This is a genomic window from Streptomyces sp. NPDC051636 (assembly GCF_044453765.1).
Lineage (GTDB): Bacteria > Actinomycetota > Actinomycetes > Streptomycetales > Streptomycetaceae > Streptomyces.
The window spans coordinates 440,660-455,423 of the sequence record NZ_JBITDA010000003.1 but is presented as its reverse complement, the minus strand read 5'-3'; the positions used below and the strand labels follow the sequence as shown (position 1 = coordinate 455,423).

At 69.5% G+C, this 14,764-nt stretch carries 12 protein-coding genes, 2 pseudogenes and 1 riboswitch; of the genes and pseudogenes, 8 read left to right on the top strand and 6 right to left on the bottom strand.

The annotated features are described in order from the left end of the window. Window positions 1-156: 156 nt before the first annotated feature. A pseudogene (locus tag ACIBBH_RS09100) lies at window positions 157-784 on the bottom strand (TetR/AcrR family transcriptional regulator). A gap of 192 nt (window positions 785-976) precedes the next feature. On the opposite strand from ACIBBH_RS09100, the gene nagB reads away from it, so the two are divergent. The 7 genes and pseudogenes from nagB to ACIBBH_RS09065 all read left to right on the top strand — a co-directional run bounded on the left by nagB (window position 977) and on the right by ACIBBH_RS09065 (window position 9,061). Further along, on the top strand, window positions 977-1,762 hold the full coding sequence (gene nagB, locus ACIBBH_RS09095) for a glucosamine-6-phosphate deaminase (RefSeq protein WP_399403486.1): 786 nt from the start codon (window positions 977-979) through the stop codon (window positions 1,760-1,762). A gap of 152 nt (window positions 1,763-1,914) precedes the next feature. Next, complete coding sequence (locus ACIBBH_RS09090; protein ID WP_399403484.1) at window positions 1,915-2,679, top strand: GntR family transcriptional regulator; 765 nt, start codon at window positions 1,915-1,917, stop codon at window positions 2,677-2,679. 150 nt (window positions 2,680-2,829) lie between these two features. Then, the gene (locus tag ACIBBH_RS09085; protein WP_399403482.1) at window positions 2,830-3,096 is read left to right on the top strand and encodes a DUF3311 domain-containing protein; all 267 of its coding nucleotides are present in this window, start codon (window positions 2,830-2,832) and stop codon (window positions 3,094-3,096) included. Further along, window positions 3,093-4,721, top strand: coding sequence for a monocarboxylate uptake permease MctP (gene mctP / locus ACIBBH_RS09080; RefSeq protein ID WP_399403480.1), 1,629 nt, complete (start codon window positions 3,093-3,095; stop codon window positions 4,719-4,721). The genes ACIBBH_RS09085 and mctP overlap by 4 nt, the downstream gene beginning before the upstream one ends. Before the next feature lie 73 nt (window positions 4,722-4,794). Beyond that, a pseudogene (locus ACIBBH_RS09075) lies at window positions 4,795-5,296 on the top strand (GNAT family N-acetyltransferase). 77 nt (window positions 5,297-5,373) lie between these two features. After that, window positions 5,374-5,463: riboswitch (cobalamin riboswitch) on the top strand. A 143-nt stretch (window positions 5,464-5,606) separates the two neighbouring features. Continuing rightward, on the top strand, window positions 5,607-7,994 hold the full coding sequence (locus tag ACIBBH_RS09070) for a ribonucleoside-diphosphate reductase subunit alpha (RefSeq protein ID WP_399403478.1): 2,388 nt from the start codon (window positions 5,607-5,609) through the stop codon (window positions 7,992-7,994). A gap of 56 nt (window positions 7,995-8,050) precedes the next feature. Then, a complete protein-coding gene (locus ACIBBH_RS09065) occupies window positions 8,051-9,061 on the top strand; it encodes a ribonucleotide-diphosphate reductase subunit beta (RefSeq protein ID WP_399403476.1) in 1,011 nt (336 codons plus the stop codon). Here the strand turns inward: ACIBBH_RS09065 and ACIBBH_RS09060 are convergent. Next, window positions 8,974-9,225 (bottom strand): hypothetical protein, encoded by a 252-nt coding sequence (locus ACIBBH_RS09060; RefSeq protein ID WP_399403474.1) that lies wholly within the window; start codon window positions 9,223-9,225, stop codon window positions 8,974-8,976. The two genes, ACIBBH_RS09065 and ACIBBH_RS09060, sit on opposite strands and share 88 nt — an antisense overlap. Before the next feature lie 92 nt (window positions 9,226-9,317). Here ACIBBH_RS09060 and ACIBBH_RS09055 point away from each other — a divergent pair, with 92 nt between their 5' ends. Beyond that, window positions 9,318-10,280 (top strand): GlxA family transcriptional regulator, encoded by a 963-nt coding sequence (locus ACIBBH_RS09055; RefSeq protein WP_399403472.1) that lies wholly within the window; start codon window positions 9,318-9,320, stop codon window positions 10,278-10,280. 37 nt (window positions 10,281-10,317) lie between these two features. Here the strand turns inward: ACIBBH_RS09055 and ACIBBH_RS09050 are convergent, their stop codons facing one another. From ACIBBH_RS09050 to ACIBBH_RS09035, 4 genes are all read right to left on the bottom strand, one after another. Further along, on the bottom strand, window positions 10,318-11,727 hold the full coding sequence (locus tag ACIBBH_RS09050; protein WP_399403470.1) for a cytochrome P450: 1,410 nt from the start codon (window positions 11,725-11,727) through the stop codon (window positions 10,318-10,320). Then, window positions 11,724-12,809 carry an epi-isozizaene synthase gene (gene cyc1, locus ACIBBH_RS09045; RefSeq protein ID WP_399403657.1) on the bottom strand — a complete coding sequence of 362 codons (1,086 nt, stop codon included), beginning with the start codon at window positions 12,807-12,809 and terminating at the stop codon, window positions 11,724-11,726. The genes ACIBBH_RS09050 and cyc1 overlap by 4 nt, the downstream gene beginning before the upstream one ends. Before the next feature lie 245 nt (window positions 12,810-13,054). After that, complete coding sequence (gene def / locus ACIBBH_RS09040; protein WP_399403468.1) at window positions 13,055-13,705, bottom strand: peptide deformylase; 651 nt, start codon at window positions 13,703-13,705, stop codon at window positions 13,055-13,057. A 75-nt stretch (window positions 13,706-13,780) separates the two neighbouring features. Continuing rightward, entirely contained in the window at window positions 13,781-14,761 is a 981-nt protein-coding gene (locus ACIBBH_RS09035) for a tetratricopeptide repeat protein (protein ID WP_399403466.1), read from the bottom strand. Between the last annotated feature and the right edge of the window lie 3 nt (window positions 14,762-14,764).

Here is a 14,764-nt window from a genome sequence, read left to right as displayed (position 1 = left end):
CAGGGCAGAGAGCTCCGGTTCCTCGGTCCGCCTTCCTGTGCGGGGAAGACGGAAGAGTGCGTCCTACGCATTGTGGACTAGACCACAAGGTGTGTCCATGTGTCCATGCGTGTGGAGTTGTAACAACGTGACGTCTGGAAGCCTAGCCCGCCCAGGTCATGTACGGGGCCAGATGGTCATGGCAATTTCCGCCGGCCCCTCCAGTTCCTCCCGGCCGGCTCCGTCGCGCGCCTGCTGGGACATGCCCTGGAAGACGGCGGCGGCGCGGCGGCATCGGTGCCGGGCGGCAGGTCACCGGAGACGATGTCGGCCCGGATGCGGTTCTCGATCGCGGAGATGTCGGCGTTGCGCTGCCGGCGCAGGGCGTCGTCGACCTCCGGGCTCGTGCAGTTGGTGGCCGCGTGGATGACCAGGCAGCCGTAGGGATGGTCGGGGTCGGTGAACTCCGCGGCGGCCTCCCGCAGCAGCCGTCCTCCAGGGCGTGCTGGGCGAACGCCCCGTACGTCCCGCCGTAGACCCGCACGACCTCCTCGAACAGCGACCGCTTGTCGCCGAAGGCCGCATACAGGCCGGGGGCGCCGATGCCCATGATCCTGGTGAGGTCGGAATCCGAGGTCGCCTCGTAACCGCGCTCCCAGAAGGCGCGCACCGCCTTCTCCAGCGCGGTCTCACGGTCGAAGGAGGGGGGCGGCCGCGCGGCTTGGAGACCGTCCTGACCTGCTCTTTCGTCTCGCCGAGCTGCTGCACGCCGGTCGAGGACGGCTGGGCGGGGCGACGGAAACATACGGCGCTGGGCAGGGTGGGCGAGACGGCCGACGTCGCGGACGTGGCGGCCTTCCTCGCCTCCGACGCCGGCGGTGGGTGACGGGCAGCCGGGTGGACGCCACGGGCCGGCTCGCTGACGCAGGCCGGGTCCTGGGGGTACCATTCTGCTGGATTGGTCTAAACCACACAGCACAGATCGGCAGGCCCCAGCGTGGAAGTTGTCATCGTTCCGGACGCCGCGTCGGGCGGCGAGCTCATCGCCGAGGCCATCGCACAGCTGCTGCGACGCAGGCCCGACGCCCTGCTCGGCGTGGCCACCGGCTCGACCCCGTTGCCCGTCTACGAGGCCCTGGCGGCCAAGGTGCGTTCCGGCGCCGTGGACACCTCGCGGGCCCGGATAGCGCAGCTCGACGAATACGTGGGGCTGCCCGCCGAACACCCGGAGTCCTACCGCTCCGTACTCCGGCGGGAGGTCCTGGAGCCGCTCGGGATAGGGATGGACGCGTTCATGGGCCCGGACGGCACCGCCGAGGACGTGCGTGGCGCGTGCGAGGCGTACGACCGGGCGCTCGCCGAGGCCGGCGGCGTGGACCTGCAGCTGCTCGGGATCGGCACCGACGGGCACATCGGGTTCAACGAGCCCTGCTCCTCGCTCGCCTCGCGCACGCGCATCAAGACGCTCACCGGGCAGACCCGGATCGACAACGCCCGCTTCTTCGACGGCGACATCGACCAGGTGCCGCACCACGTCATCACACAGGGCATCGGCACGATCCTGGAGGCCCGCCACCTGGTGCTGCTCGCGACCGGCGAGGGCAAGGCGGACGCGGTCGCCGCGACGGTCGAGGGGCCGGTCGCGGCCGTCTGCCCGGCCTCGGCGCTGCAACTGCACCCGCACGCCACCGTGGTCGTCGACGAGGCCGCCGCGTCCAAGCTGAAGCTCGCGGACTACTTCCGGCACACCTACGCCAACAAGCCCGACTGGCAGGGCATCTGAAGCATGGACTAGACCAGGGATGGTCACAACGGTATACAGAGGAGATCACGGAGCGTGCGGGCTGGCGCCCGACGCGCTGAGCCGTGCCACGATGTGAGCCGTGGCCGATGGTGTGTCGGTCGCTTGGGCACCCGGAGCCGGGAAGGCAGAGCATGAGCACCGACGTCAGCAGTGCGGAGAACGAGAGTGGCGCCACCGTCCGTACCGCGCGCGTGCCCAAGTACTACCGCCTGAAGAAGCACCTGCTCGACATGACGGAGACGCAGGCGCCGGGCACCCCCGTCCCGCCCGAGCGCACGCTGGCCGCCGAGTTCGACACCTCGCGCACCACCGTCCGCCAGGCCCTGCAGGAGCTGGTCGTCGAGGGCCGGCTGGAGCGGATCCAGGGCAAGGGCACCTTCGTCGCCAAGCCGAAGGTCTCCCAGGCGCTGCAACTCACCAGCTACACCGAGGACATGCGCGCCCAGGGCCTGGAGCCGACCTCGCAGCTGCTGGACATCGGCTACATCACCGCCGACGACTCCCTCGCCGGCCTGCTCGACATCACGGCCGGCGGCCGGGTGCTGCGGATCGAGCGGCTGCGCATGGCCAACGGCGAGCCGATGGCCATCGAGACCACGCACCTGTCGGCCAAGCGCTTCCCGGCGCTGCGCCGCAGCCTGGTGAAGTACACCTCCCTCTACACCGCGCTCGCCGAGGTCTACGACGTCCACCTCGCGGAGGCCGAGGAGACCATCGAGACCTCGCTGGCCACCCCGCGCGAGGCGGGTCTGCTCGGCACCGACGTGGGTCTGCCGATGCTGATGCTCTCCCGGCACTCCCTGGACCGGGAGGGCAAGCCGGTGGAGTGGGTGCGGTCGGTGTACCGGGGGGACCGCTACAAGTTCGTGGCGAGACTGAAGCGGCCGCAGGAGTAGACGGGGCCCGTCTTCAGGTCCGGACCTTCACAGCGGGCCCCCGAAATCGACATACCGATATGCGGACGAGGTCTTCCACTGCCGTGACACCGTCCCCTAGATTGCCTGCGCATTACACAGGTGATCAGTGAGGGGACGGAGCCACCAGAGATGTCAAATGCGCCGGATACGACAAGATCGGCGGTGGTGACGCCGCTGCGCGTCCTCATCGCACTCTGCCTGATCGCGCCCTTCGTGGCGATGCTGTGGGTCGGCTCCTACGCCAAGGCCGACCCGGCGTTCATGGGCATCCCGTTCTTCTACTGGTACCAGATGCTCTGGGTGCTGATCTCCACCGCGCTGACCATGCTCGCCCACCAGCTGTGGCGGCGTGACCAGCGCGCCCGCCGGACCGCGAAGGGGGGTGCGGCGGAATGAAGGACGGCGTGAACGGCGTCGCGCTCGGCGTCTTCATCTTCTTCTTCCTGGCCGTCACGGTCATGGGCTTCCTGGCCGCGCGCTGGCGCAGGGCCGACGACGAGCACAGCCTCGACGAATGGGGCCTGGGCGGGCGGTCGTTCGGCACCTGGATCACCTGGTTCCTGCTCGGCGGCGACCTGTACACGGCGTACACCTTCGTCGCAGTCCCGGCGGCGATCTACGCGGCGGGCGCGGCGGGCTTCTTCGCGGTGCCGTACACCATCCTCGTCTACCCGCTGATCTTCACGTTCCTGCCCCGCCTGTGGTCGGTCTCGCACAAGCACGGCTACGTGACGACCTCGGACTTCGTGCGCGGCCGCTTCGGCTCCAAGGGCCTGTCGCTGGCGGTGGCGCTCACCGGCATCCTGGCGACGATGCCGTACATCGCGCTCCAGCTGGTCGGCATCCAGGCAGTGCTGGACGTGATGGGCATCGGCGGCGGCGAGAACACCAACTGGTTCGTGAAGGACCTGCCGCTGCTGATCGCATTCGGCGTGCTGGCCGCGTACACGTACTCGTCGGGCCTGAGGGCCCCCGCGCTGATCGCGTTCGTCAAGGACGCGCTGATCTACATCGTCATCGCGGTCGCGATCATCTACATCCCGATCAAGCTGGGCGGGTTCGACGACGTCTTCGCCAAGGCGGCCGACGCGTTCAGCCAGGTCAACCCGGCGACCGGGAAGCCGCGCGGCGCGCTCGTGCCGGCTCAGGCGGGCCAGTGGACGTACGCCACGCTGGCGCTCGGCTCCGCGCTGGCGCTGTTCATGTACCCCCACTCGATCACCGCGACCCTGTCCTCGCGCAGCCGTGAGGTGATCCGCCGCAACACCACGATCCTGCCGCTGTACTCCCTGATGCTGGGCCTGCTGGCGCTGCTGGGCTTCATGGCGATCGCGGCCGGAGTCAAGGTCACCAACGGGCAGCTGGCGATCCCGCAGCTGTTCGAGAACATGTTCCCGGACTGGTTCGCGGGCGTGGCCTTCGCGGCGATCGGCATCGGCGCGCTGGTGCCGGCGGCGATCATGTCGATCGCGGCCGCCAACCTCTTCACCCGCAACATCTACAAGGACTTCATCAAGCCGGACGCGACACCGAAGGAGGAGACCCGGGTCTCCAAGATCGTGTCGCTGCTGGTGAAGGTGGGCGCGCTGGTCTTCGTCCTGACCATGGACAAGACCGTCGCCATCAACTTCCAGCTGCTCGGCGGCATCTGGATCCTGCAGACCTTCCCGGCCATGGTCGGCGGCCTGTTCACCCGCTGGTTCCACCGCTGGGCGCTGCTGGCCGGCTGGGCGGTCGGCATGGTCTACGGCACGGTCGCCGCGTACGGGGTGGCCTCGCCGACGCAGAAGCACTTCGGCGGTTCGGCGAAGGAGATCCCCGGCATCGGCGAGATCGGCTACATCGGTCTGACGGCGTTCGTGCTGAACGTGGCCGTCACGGTGGTCCTCACCTTCGCCCTGAAGGCCCTCAAGGCCCCCGAGGGCGTCGACGAGACCAGCCCGGACGACTACACGGCGGACGCGGGCGACCCGGGGGTGCAGGTGGAGCTGCCGCCGGCGACGGCGGGCAGCGCGCACTGAGCCGTACGCGACCGACGGGCCGCCGGGGAAATCCGGCGGCCCGTCGTCGTACCCGTCCGGCACACTCGGCCTCATGGACATCGTGATCCGGCATGCGGTCCCCGACGAGTACGACGACCTCGGTGAGATCACCGGCGAGGCCTGTCTCCAGGACGGGCTCCTCGACTTCGGGAGAACGCCTGGTACCTCGGCGAGCTGAGAGACGTGACCCAGCGGGCGGCCGCCGTTGAGGTGCTGGTCGCGGTGGCCGACGGGAAGGTGCTCGGCGGGTCACCTTCGTGCCGTCCGGCGGGCCCATGTCCGACATCGCCGGGCCGGGAGAGGCCGCGATACGGATGCTCGCGGTCGCCCATGCGGCGCGCGGCCGGGGCGCCGGGGAGGCCCTCGTCCGCGCCTGCGTCGACCGTGCGCGGACCACGGGTTGTGTACGGATCGTCCTGTCGACCCAGCGCGCCATGCACTCCGCCCACCGCATCCACGAACGTCTCGGCTTCGTGCGCACACCCGAGCGGGACGGGAATCCGCTCCCGCACCTGGACGACATCACTCTCCTCACTTACGAGTTGACGCTATGAAGCCGACGCAACACAACATCTGGGGGTGACACCGCGACCCGGCACAAGATGTATGCTCATGCTCGCTGTCGCCGCAGGGGAATCCGGTGCGAATCCGGAACTGTCCCGCAACGGTGTACTCACACCCGTATGCCCGCATACCGGTGCTGAGGGTCAGTCCGAGGACCTGCCGACAGCGTGCCCGGCCGTCCGGTCCGGGTGACCTGACGTCCGGGCCTCGTGGAGTGGGCCGGTGGACGCGACGCCGCGTGCGCTCGCGCTGCCCCCTGCCCTCCGCCAGGCCCCCGTGCCCAGCGAGGGAGTGCCCCACGTGACCATCGCGCCAGCCGAGCCGGCTTCAGCCACCCCGGCGACCGAGGCGACCCCGGTGGAGTCCGACGGTCCCGGTGCCGCGCTGCTGCGGACCCTGACCGAGCTGACCGCCGACCTGCCCGACGCCGACCCCGGCCGGGTCGCCGCCGCCGCGCTGCGCGGCCGCTCCGCCCGAGCGGACGAGTCGGAACTGCGCGAGCTGGCCACGGAGGCGGCAGCCGGCCTGATCTCCGAGGACCCCGTCTACTCCAAGCTGGCCGCCCGGCTGCTCACCCTGACCATCCGCGCCGAGGCCGCCTCGCAGGGCGTGACGTCCTTCACCGAGTCCGTCGCCGTCGGCCACCGCGAGGGGCTCATCGCCGATCGCACCGCCGAGTTCGTGCGGCTGCACGCCGGGCGCCTGGACGCCCTGGTCGACACCGGGGCCGACGACCGCTTCGGCTACTTCGGTCTGCGCACGCTGCACAGCCGCTACCTGCTCCGGCACCCCATCACCCGCAAGGTCGTCGAGACCCCCCAGCACTTCATGCTGCGCGTCGCCGCCGGTCTCGCCGAGGACGACGCCCCCCGCTCGGTCGACGAAGTGGCCGCGCTGTACGGGCTGATGAGCCGCCTGGACTACCTGCCCTCCTCCCCCACGCTGTTCAACTCCGGCACCCGGCACCCCCAGATGTCGTCCTGCTACCTCCTCGACTCCCCCAAGGACGAGCTGGACTCCATCTACGACCGCTACCACCAGGTCGCCCGGCTCTCCAAGCACGCCGGCGGCATCGGTCTGTCGTACAGCCGGATCCGTTCGCGCGGCTCCCTGATCCGCGGCACCAACGGGCACTCCAACGGCATCGTGCCGTTCCTGAAGACCCTCGACGCCTCCGTCGCCGCCGTGAACCAAGGCGGCCGGCGCAAGGGCGCGGCCGCGGTCTACCTGGAGACCTGGCACTCCGACATCGAGGAGTTCCTGGAGCTGCGCGACAACACCGGCGAGGACGCCCGCCGTACGCACAACCTCAACCTCGCGCACTGGGTCCCGGACGAGTTCATGCGCCGGGTCAACGCGGACGGCGTCTGGTCCCTGTTCTCCCCGGCCGATGTGCCCGAGCTGGTCGACCTGTGGGGCGAGGAGTTCGACGCCGCCTACCGCAGGGCCGAGGAAAGGGGCCTCGCGAAGAAGACCATCCCGGCCCGCGACCTGTACGGCCGCATGATGCGCACCCTCGCGCAGACCGGCAACGGCTGGATGACCTTCAAGGACGCCGCCAACCGCACCGCCAACCAGACGGCCGAGCCGGGCCACGTCGTCCACTCCTCCAACCTGTGCACGGAGATCCTGGAGGTCACCGACGACGGGGAGACGGCGGTCTGCAACCTGGGGTCGGTCAACCTCGGCGCGTTCGTGAGCGACGGGGACATCGACTGGGAGCGGCTGGACGCCACCGTCCGCACCGCCGTCACCTTCCTCGACCGCGTCGTGGACATCAACTTCTACCCGACCGAGCAGGCGGGCCGCTCCAACGCCAAGTGGCGCCCGGTGGGACTCGGCGCGATGGGCCTGCAGGACGTCTTCTTCAAGCTGCGGCTGCCCTTCGACTCACCCGAGGCCAAGGCGCTCTCCACCCGTATCGCCGAGCGCATCATGCTCGCCGCGTACGAGGCCTCCGCCGACCTCGCCGAGCGCAACGGTCCGCTGCCGGCCTGGGAGAAGACCCGTACCTCCCGGGGCGTGCTGCACCCGGACCACTACGGCGTCGAGTTCACCTGGCCGGAGCGCTGGGCGGCGCTGCGCGAGCGGATCGCGAGGACCGGCATGCGCAACTCGCTGCTGCTGGCCATCGCCCCCACCGCCACCATCGCCTCGATCGCCGGCGTGTACGAGTGCATCGAGCCGCAGGTCTCCAACCTGTTCAAGCGCGAGACGCTGTCCGGCGAGTTCCTCCAGGTCAACGCCTACCTGGTGAAGGACCTGAAGGAACTGGGCGTGTGGGACGCGCGGACCCGTGAGGCGCTGCGCGAGTCGAACGGCTCGGTGCAGGACTTCGCCTGGATCCCGGCCGGCGTACGGGCGCTGTACCGCACGGCCTGGGAGATCCCGCAGCGCGGCCTGATCGACATGGCCGCGGCCCGGACCCCGTTCCTGGACCAGGCCCAGTCGCTGAACCTGTTCCTGGAGACGCCGACCATCGGCAAGCTCTCCTCGATGTACGCGTACGCCTGGAAGCAGGGTCTGAAGACGACGTACTACCTGCGCTCGCGCCCGGCGACGCGCATCGCCCGCGCCGCCCAGGCGCAGGCCCAGCCCGGGAGGACCATCCCCGTCCAGCAGGTCGCCGATCCCGACGCGGTCGCCTGCTCCCTGGAAAACCCCGAGTCCTGCGAGGCCTGCCAGTAACTCCCACCCGCCACCCGACCACCACCTCTGGAGGACGGCGCCTCGCGCCGACAGCAATGACTCGTAACACCAACCTGCTCGACCCGGGCTTCGAGCTGACGCTCCGCCCCATGCGCTACCCCGACTTCTACGAGCGCTACCGGGACGCCATCAAGAACACCTGGACCGTGGAGGAGGTCGACCTCCACTCGGACGTCACCGACCTCGCGAAGCTGACCCCGGGCGAGCAGCACCTGATCGGCCGCCTGGTCGCGTTCTTCGCGACGGGCGACTCGATCGTCGCGAACAACCTGGTGCTGACCCTCTACAAGCACATCAACTCTCCCGAGGCGCGCCTGTATCTGTCACGGCAGCTCTTCGAGGAGGCCGTGCACGTCCAGTTCTACCTGACGCTCCTGGACACCTATCTGCCCGACCCGGAGGACAGGGCCGCGGCCTTCGACGCCGTGGAGAACATCCCCTCCATCCGCGAGAAGGCCGGGTTCTGCTTCAAGTGGATCAATGAGGTCGAGAAGCTGGACCGGCTGGAGACACAGGCCGACCGCCGTCGCTTCCTCCTCAACCTGATCTGCTTCGCCGCGTGCATCGAGGGCCTGTTCTTCTACGGCGCCTTCGCGTACGTCTACTGGTTCCGCAGCCGGGGTCTGCTGCACGGCCTGGCGACCGGCACCAACTGGGTGTTCCGCGACGAGACGATGCACATGTCGTTCGCCTTCGACGTGGTGGACACCGTCCGCAAGGAGGAGCCGGAGCTCTTCGACGACGAGCTCCAGCAGCAGGTCACCGACATGCTGCGGGAGGCCGTCGAGGCCGAGCTGCAGTTCGCGCGCGACCTGTGCGGTGACGGCCTCCCGGGCATGAACACCGACTCGATGCGGCAGTACCTGGAGTGCGTCGCCGACCAGCGCCTGACACGCCTCGGCTTCGCTCCCGTGTGCGGCTCCGAGAACCCCTTCTCCTTCATGGAGCTGCAGGGGGTTCAGGAGCTGACCAACTTCTTCGAGCGGCGTCCGTCGGCGTACCAGGTGGCGGTGGAGGGCACCGTCGACCTGGACGAGGACTTCTGACCCCTTCCGGTCCGCCGGGTCTCCTGGTTCTCCTGGGCCTCCCTGATCTGCCGGTCGACGCGCCGGTCGTGCGCGATGCCGATCAGTGCCGGGAGGACCATGAGGACCAGGATCCCGAGGACGACGATCATTCCGATCAGGGCTTCTGTCTGTGCGGTAGTCATGACACCACTGTGGCGCTGAACACGCCTTACCGTGAGTGGCAGGACTGCCGCACATCTTCAAATTCCTGCCACTTCGGAGGCACACTGGCAGCATGCTGAAGAACGTGGCCGCCGTCCTTCTCGACGGCGTGCATCCCTTCGAGCTCGGCGTCGTCTGCGAGGTGTTCGGCATCGACCGCAGTGACGAGGGCCTGCCGGTCTACGACTTCGCGGTCGCCTCGGCCGAGGGCCCGACGCTGGGTACCAACTCCGGGTTCACGGTCTCGACGCCGTACGGCCTGGAGCGGCTGGAGGAGGCCGACCTGATCGCCGTACCGGCCGGGGACACCTACGTGAGCCGGACGTACCCGCCGGAGCTGCTCGCCGCGCTGCGCCGGGCCGTCGAGCGGGGCGCCAGGGTGCTCAGCGTCTGCTCGGGAGTCTTCCTGCTGGGCGCGGCCGGGCTGCTGGACGGGCGGCGCTGTGCCGTGCACTGGCGGCACGCCGACGAGCTGACTCGGCGCTTCCCGCGCGCGGTCGTCAAGCCGGACGTGCTCTACGTGGACGAGGACCCGGTGATCACCTCGGCCGGCACCGCCGCCGGGATCGACGCCTGCCTGCACATCGTGCGCAAGGAGCAGGGGCCGGAGGTCGCCAACAAGATCGCCCGGCGGATGGTGGTGCCGCCGCACCGGGACGGCGGCCAGGCGCAGTACATCGAGCGGCCGCTGCCGAAGAGCTCGTGCGACACCGTCGGCGAGGTGCTGGCGTGGATGGAGCAGCACCTCGACGAGGAGGTCACCGTCGAGCAGCTCGCAGCCCGCGCCCACATGGCTCCGCGCACCTTCGCCCGCCGCTTCCAGCAGGAGACGGGCACCACCCCCTACCGCTGGATCCTGCGTCAACGGGTACTGCTGGCACAGGAGTTGCTGGAGGGCACGGACGAGACCATGGACGCGATCGCCTGGCGGACCGGGTTCGGCACAGCGGCCGCGCTGCGCCACCAGTTCGTCCGGACGCTGGGCACGACCCCGAACGCGTACCGGCGCGCGTTCCGGGGGCCCGAGGCCGCCTGAGCGCGCACCGGTATCGGCCGGCGTCACACCGGGTGCGTCACCACTCCCGGGGCTTCAGCAGCAGCCGGTGCGGGCGCAGCGTGATGCCCACGCGGGTCGCGTCGTTCGACCCGCTGACCTGCTCGAAGCGGTACTTCGACGACACCACCGCCGCGATCAGGGTCAGCTGGGCCATGGAGAAGTGGTCGCTGGGGCACTTGCGGTTGCCGACGCTGAACGGGCTCATCGCGTGCTTGGGCACGTCCTTGACCCGGTCCGGCAGCCAGCGGTCCGGGTCGAACTCGAGGTGGCCCGCGTAGGAGCGTGCGTCGCGCTGGATCGCGTACGGGCTGTAGACGATGTCCGCCCCCGCCGGAATGCGATAGCCGCCGAGCGCGGTGTCGATCACCGCCCGCCGCGTCAATATCCATACGGCGGGACGCAAACGCATGGCCTCGACGACGAGATTGTTGGTGTGGGTCAGTTCGCGCACGTCGTCGAATCCGACGGGGCGACCACCGGTCACGGATTGGACCTCGGCGCGCACCTTGGCGGCGTGTTCCGGGTGTTCGGCGAGCACCTGGAGGAGCCACATGATCGTGGAGGCGACAGTTTCGCTTCCGGGGGTGAGTATCGCGACCACCTGGTCGTGGATCTCCTGTTCCCCGATGGGGTCACCATTTTCGTCCTTCGCCTCCAGCAATGCCGTCAGCAAATCGTCCGGCTTTTGACCAGATGCCCGGCGTTCGGCGACGATCTCGTCGACCAGGAGATGCAAATCGGCCAGCCCCCGGTTGAATTCGAGGTTGGCCGGCAGCGGCAGCCGGTAGAGCGGCCCGAGCGGGACGACCATCCGGCGGTACATCCCCCGGAAGACGGTGGCGAGGGCGACGCACAGCCGCTCGGCCCGCTCGTCCATGTACTCGCCGCGCAGCAGGCAGCGGGCGGCGATGCGTACGGCGACCCGGAAGGACTCGGAGGTGCAGTCGATCGTCGCGCCGGGCTGCCAGCGCTCGTTCAGAGCGTGCGCCTCCTCCTCCATGATCGGCCCGTACGCGGGGATGGCGTCGAGCTTGAAGGCGGGCTGGATGGTGCGCCGCTGGCGGCGGTGCCGGGGACCGTTGGCGGTGGCCACGCCCTCCTTGCCGAGCAGGCCCTCCAGGGACTCCCACAGCGGTCCGCCGATCTTGTAGTCGGGGCTGAGCGCGAGTGCGCCGGTGAGCTCCGGGGTGGTGACGGCGTACACCGTCTTGGGCCCCAGTTTCAGGCGTACGACGTCACCGTGGTCCCGCAGCCGGGACATGAAGGCCAGCGGATCTCGGACCAGCTTCCAGCCGTGGCCGAGTACCGGGACGGCGCCCCCGGCCAGGGGCGGTTCACGCAGTTCCGGTGCCTCGGGCGTCGCGGGCGACGGGGGTGCCCCCCGGTCGAGCGAAGCCGAGAACCCGGAGGAGGATTCGACGGTCATTTCTCACCTGCCGCTTCGTTGTTGACGTACGGGGGCGTGGACCGGTCGTCCCAGCTGTCGACCATGTACCGGCCGGACTCGTGATGGAACCAGTAGACGGAACTGAACCAGTTCCGCATATTGCCGAGGCAGGCCCGTACGGCGACGCCGAGTTCCTTTCCCCACAGCGTGCCGTCGTCGAGGTCGTCGGCGAACCGTAACGCATCGTGCTCAGCCTCGAGGAAATCGGTGACGCACTCCTCGACACGCCGCCGGATTTCCCCGACCGCCTCTTCCAGGGTCAGCCCCTGATGGGTGATCAGACTGATTCCGAGATTGTGCACCTCGTCGCCCGCGATTTCCTTCGGCAGCGAGCAGAGGTCGTTGTACCACGCGGCGAATTCCTGGCTCAGCATGGCCGGGCGGCGATATGCCGGGTGTTTCCGCACGGCGTCCGGGAGTTCGCGTCCCGCGCTCGGCTCCAGCAGGTCCGTCCATATCCAGTGGGCGAACGTCAGGCGCCGCAGGGCGAGGTATTCCTCGACCTCGGGGACATATCCTTCGGTGCGGTTGCGGAACTCCCGGTCGTACGCCTCGATCACCTGGTCGAAGTGCCGGGCGAACCGTGCGTTCCAGGTGCTGGGCAGGAAGGAGTACAGCCGCAGCACGCTGTCCGCGAACCCGGCGACCAGGGGGTCCGGGTGACGCAGGTGGTGCCTGGGTGAGTCGAGGGCGGTGTGCAGGCTGAACCTGAGCCGCCGCCAGGCGCCCGCGCGGCCGTGGACGATGTCGCGGTCATGACGGTCGTCCCAGACGAAGAACCAGGCGCTGTAGTCGGCTATGGCCTGGAGCACCTCGTCGGGGGCACCGAGGTAGTACCCCGCCATGAGGTCGGTGTAGCACAGTCCGTCGGCATATTCCGCAACCTTGTCGGCCGGCATGAGCCGTTTTTCGAGCAGCCACAGGCGGGTCTTCTCCTGAAGCTTTGGCCAATACGGGTGCAGATGTCGGGTAAACGCCTCCTCGATCACCGGAAGGGCGAGCGAGGGTGGAACCGCAACCGCAGTCGGTGTCGATGTGGTGCTGTGTGGGAAAGCATGCACGAACAAGCCCCTCTCAGCCGCCAGGAACGCACGCCCCTCCCGCTGTGCCGGGCGTGCGCCGTTGCGTATCCCCGCACTTCTATTCAGCACTACAACTGACCAGTCTGGGAACGGATTTGCCCCACTCACTACCCCAAGATGCCGGGAACCTTGCGACGAACAAACGAACGACACCCGGTCGGGACAGATCCTGACCGGGCGTCGTCGCTGCTCTCGTGCGTTTCCCGCACCTCTCGGGCGGGGTCTCAGTCGTTTGCGACCACGGGATAGCGTGGCTCGTTCTCAGCCATCTGCCGCAGCGCGTCCTTGCGTTCACGCTTGGAGAGGCGGTCGATGTAGAGGTAGCCGTACAGGTGGTCGGTCTCGTGCTGCAAACAGCGTGCGAAGTAGCCGGTGCCGCGCACCTTGATCGGGTTGCCCTTCTCGTCCTGCCCGGTCACCTCGGCGTAGTCGGGCCGGGCGAGCGGCGCGTACGCCGTGGGGACGGACAGGCAGCCCTCGTTGCTGTCGTCCAGGCGGCGCCTGTCGGCCGGCAGGTCGACCAGCTTCGGGTTGCACACCACGCCGACGTGCCGCACGCCCTCGTCGTCCTGGCAGTCGTAGACGAAGACCTTCAGGTCGACGCCGATCTGGTTGGCGGCCAGGCCCACGCCCTCGGCGGTGCGCTGGCTGGCGAACATGTCGGCGACCAGCTGCTCGAGCTCCTCGCCGAACTCGGTGACGTCCTTGCACTCCTTGTGCAGCACCGGGTTGCCGACGACCGTGATGGGCCGCGAGGTGCCGCGCTCGCGCCAGGCGGTCTCGCGCTCCTCGCAGTCCTCCGTGTCGACGACGAAGCCCTCCTCGTCGACGGGGAGCACGCCCGCGTGCTGCTGATCGGTGTCCTGCTGGGCCATGACCGACGTACGCCTTCCTCGGAAAAACTGGGTGCACAACACAGGTGTGATGCTGATACAGGGTACGGCGAACGCTCAGCAGACCTCTTCCAGATCCCGCCAGTCCCGCGAGTCCGGGCTGTCCGCCACCCAGCCGTCCAGCAGCCCCCTCACCAGCGAGGCGGGCGCCGCGACACCACACTCCCGCTCCGGCACCCACAGCTGCCCGTCCGTACGGTGGCCCAGCGGGCCCGGGTGTCCCGGCTCGCTGTGGTCGTGCGGGTCCAGATGGACGCCCTCGCCCTCGTCCGAGGGCATGCGCGACTCCGAGCACATCCGGCACAGCAGCCGCACGGAGGACGACCAGTCCTCGGCGGCGAAGCCGGCGTCGGCGGCGAGCTGCTCCAGAGCGTCCCGGTCGGCCTCGGTGGCCGCCTCCAGCAGGACCACCCAGGTGGGCACGGGCGAGGGCGCCCACAGCTCGATCTCGTCGAAGACGGGGTAGGCGTGCCCGGTGGCCGTGGTCCGCTCGCCGTGCGGCACGCCGTCGTGCAGGACGACCTCGCCCCAGCGGCGCCCGGACGAGGGAAGCGGAATGGACAGCACCTCGATCCGCGCCGGATCGAGCCTGCGGCCCCACACGACCTCGGCCTCGCCCTCCGGCGACAGCCGCACGGCCGCGCTGCCCAGATCCATCCCGAGCGGCTCGCCGGAGGCGGTGGCTCCGCCCGGCACCCTGAGGCCGTAGGCCTGCCAGGCGCGGCGGGCCAGCGGCCAGTCCTGCAGGGCGGTGGCGGCGATGCCGACGTTCCACCAGTCGGGTGCCCCGGTCTCCCGGTCGAGCAGCGCCACGGCCCTGAGGCCGGCGGCCCGGGCCTGCTCCCAGTCGTGCCGGAACTTGTGCAGCAGGGCGAGGTTGAACCAGGACTCCGACAGCCAGGGCTCCAGGTCGGCGGCGCGCGTCAGCAGCTCGCCCGCGTCCTCGTACCGGCCGTCCCCGATCAGCGTGAACGCCCGGTCGGTGGCCTGCCGCCAGGAGGCGGAGGGCCGGTGCCGTCCCTTGCCGAAGATCCTCACGAT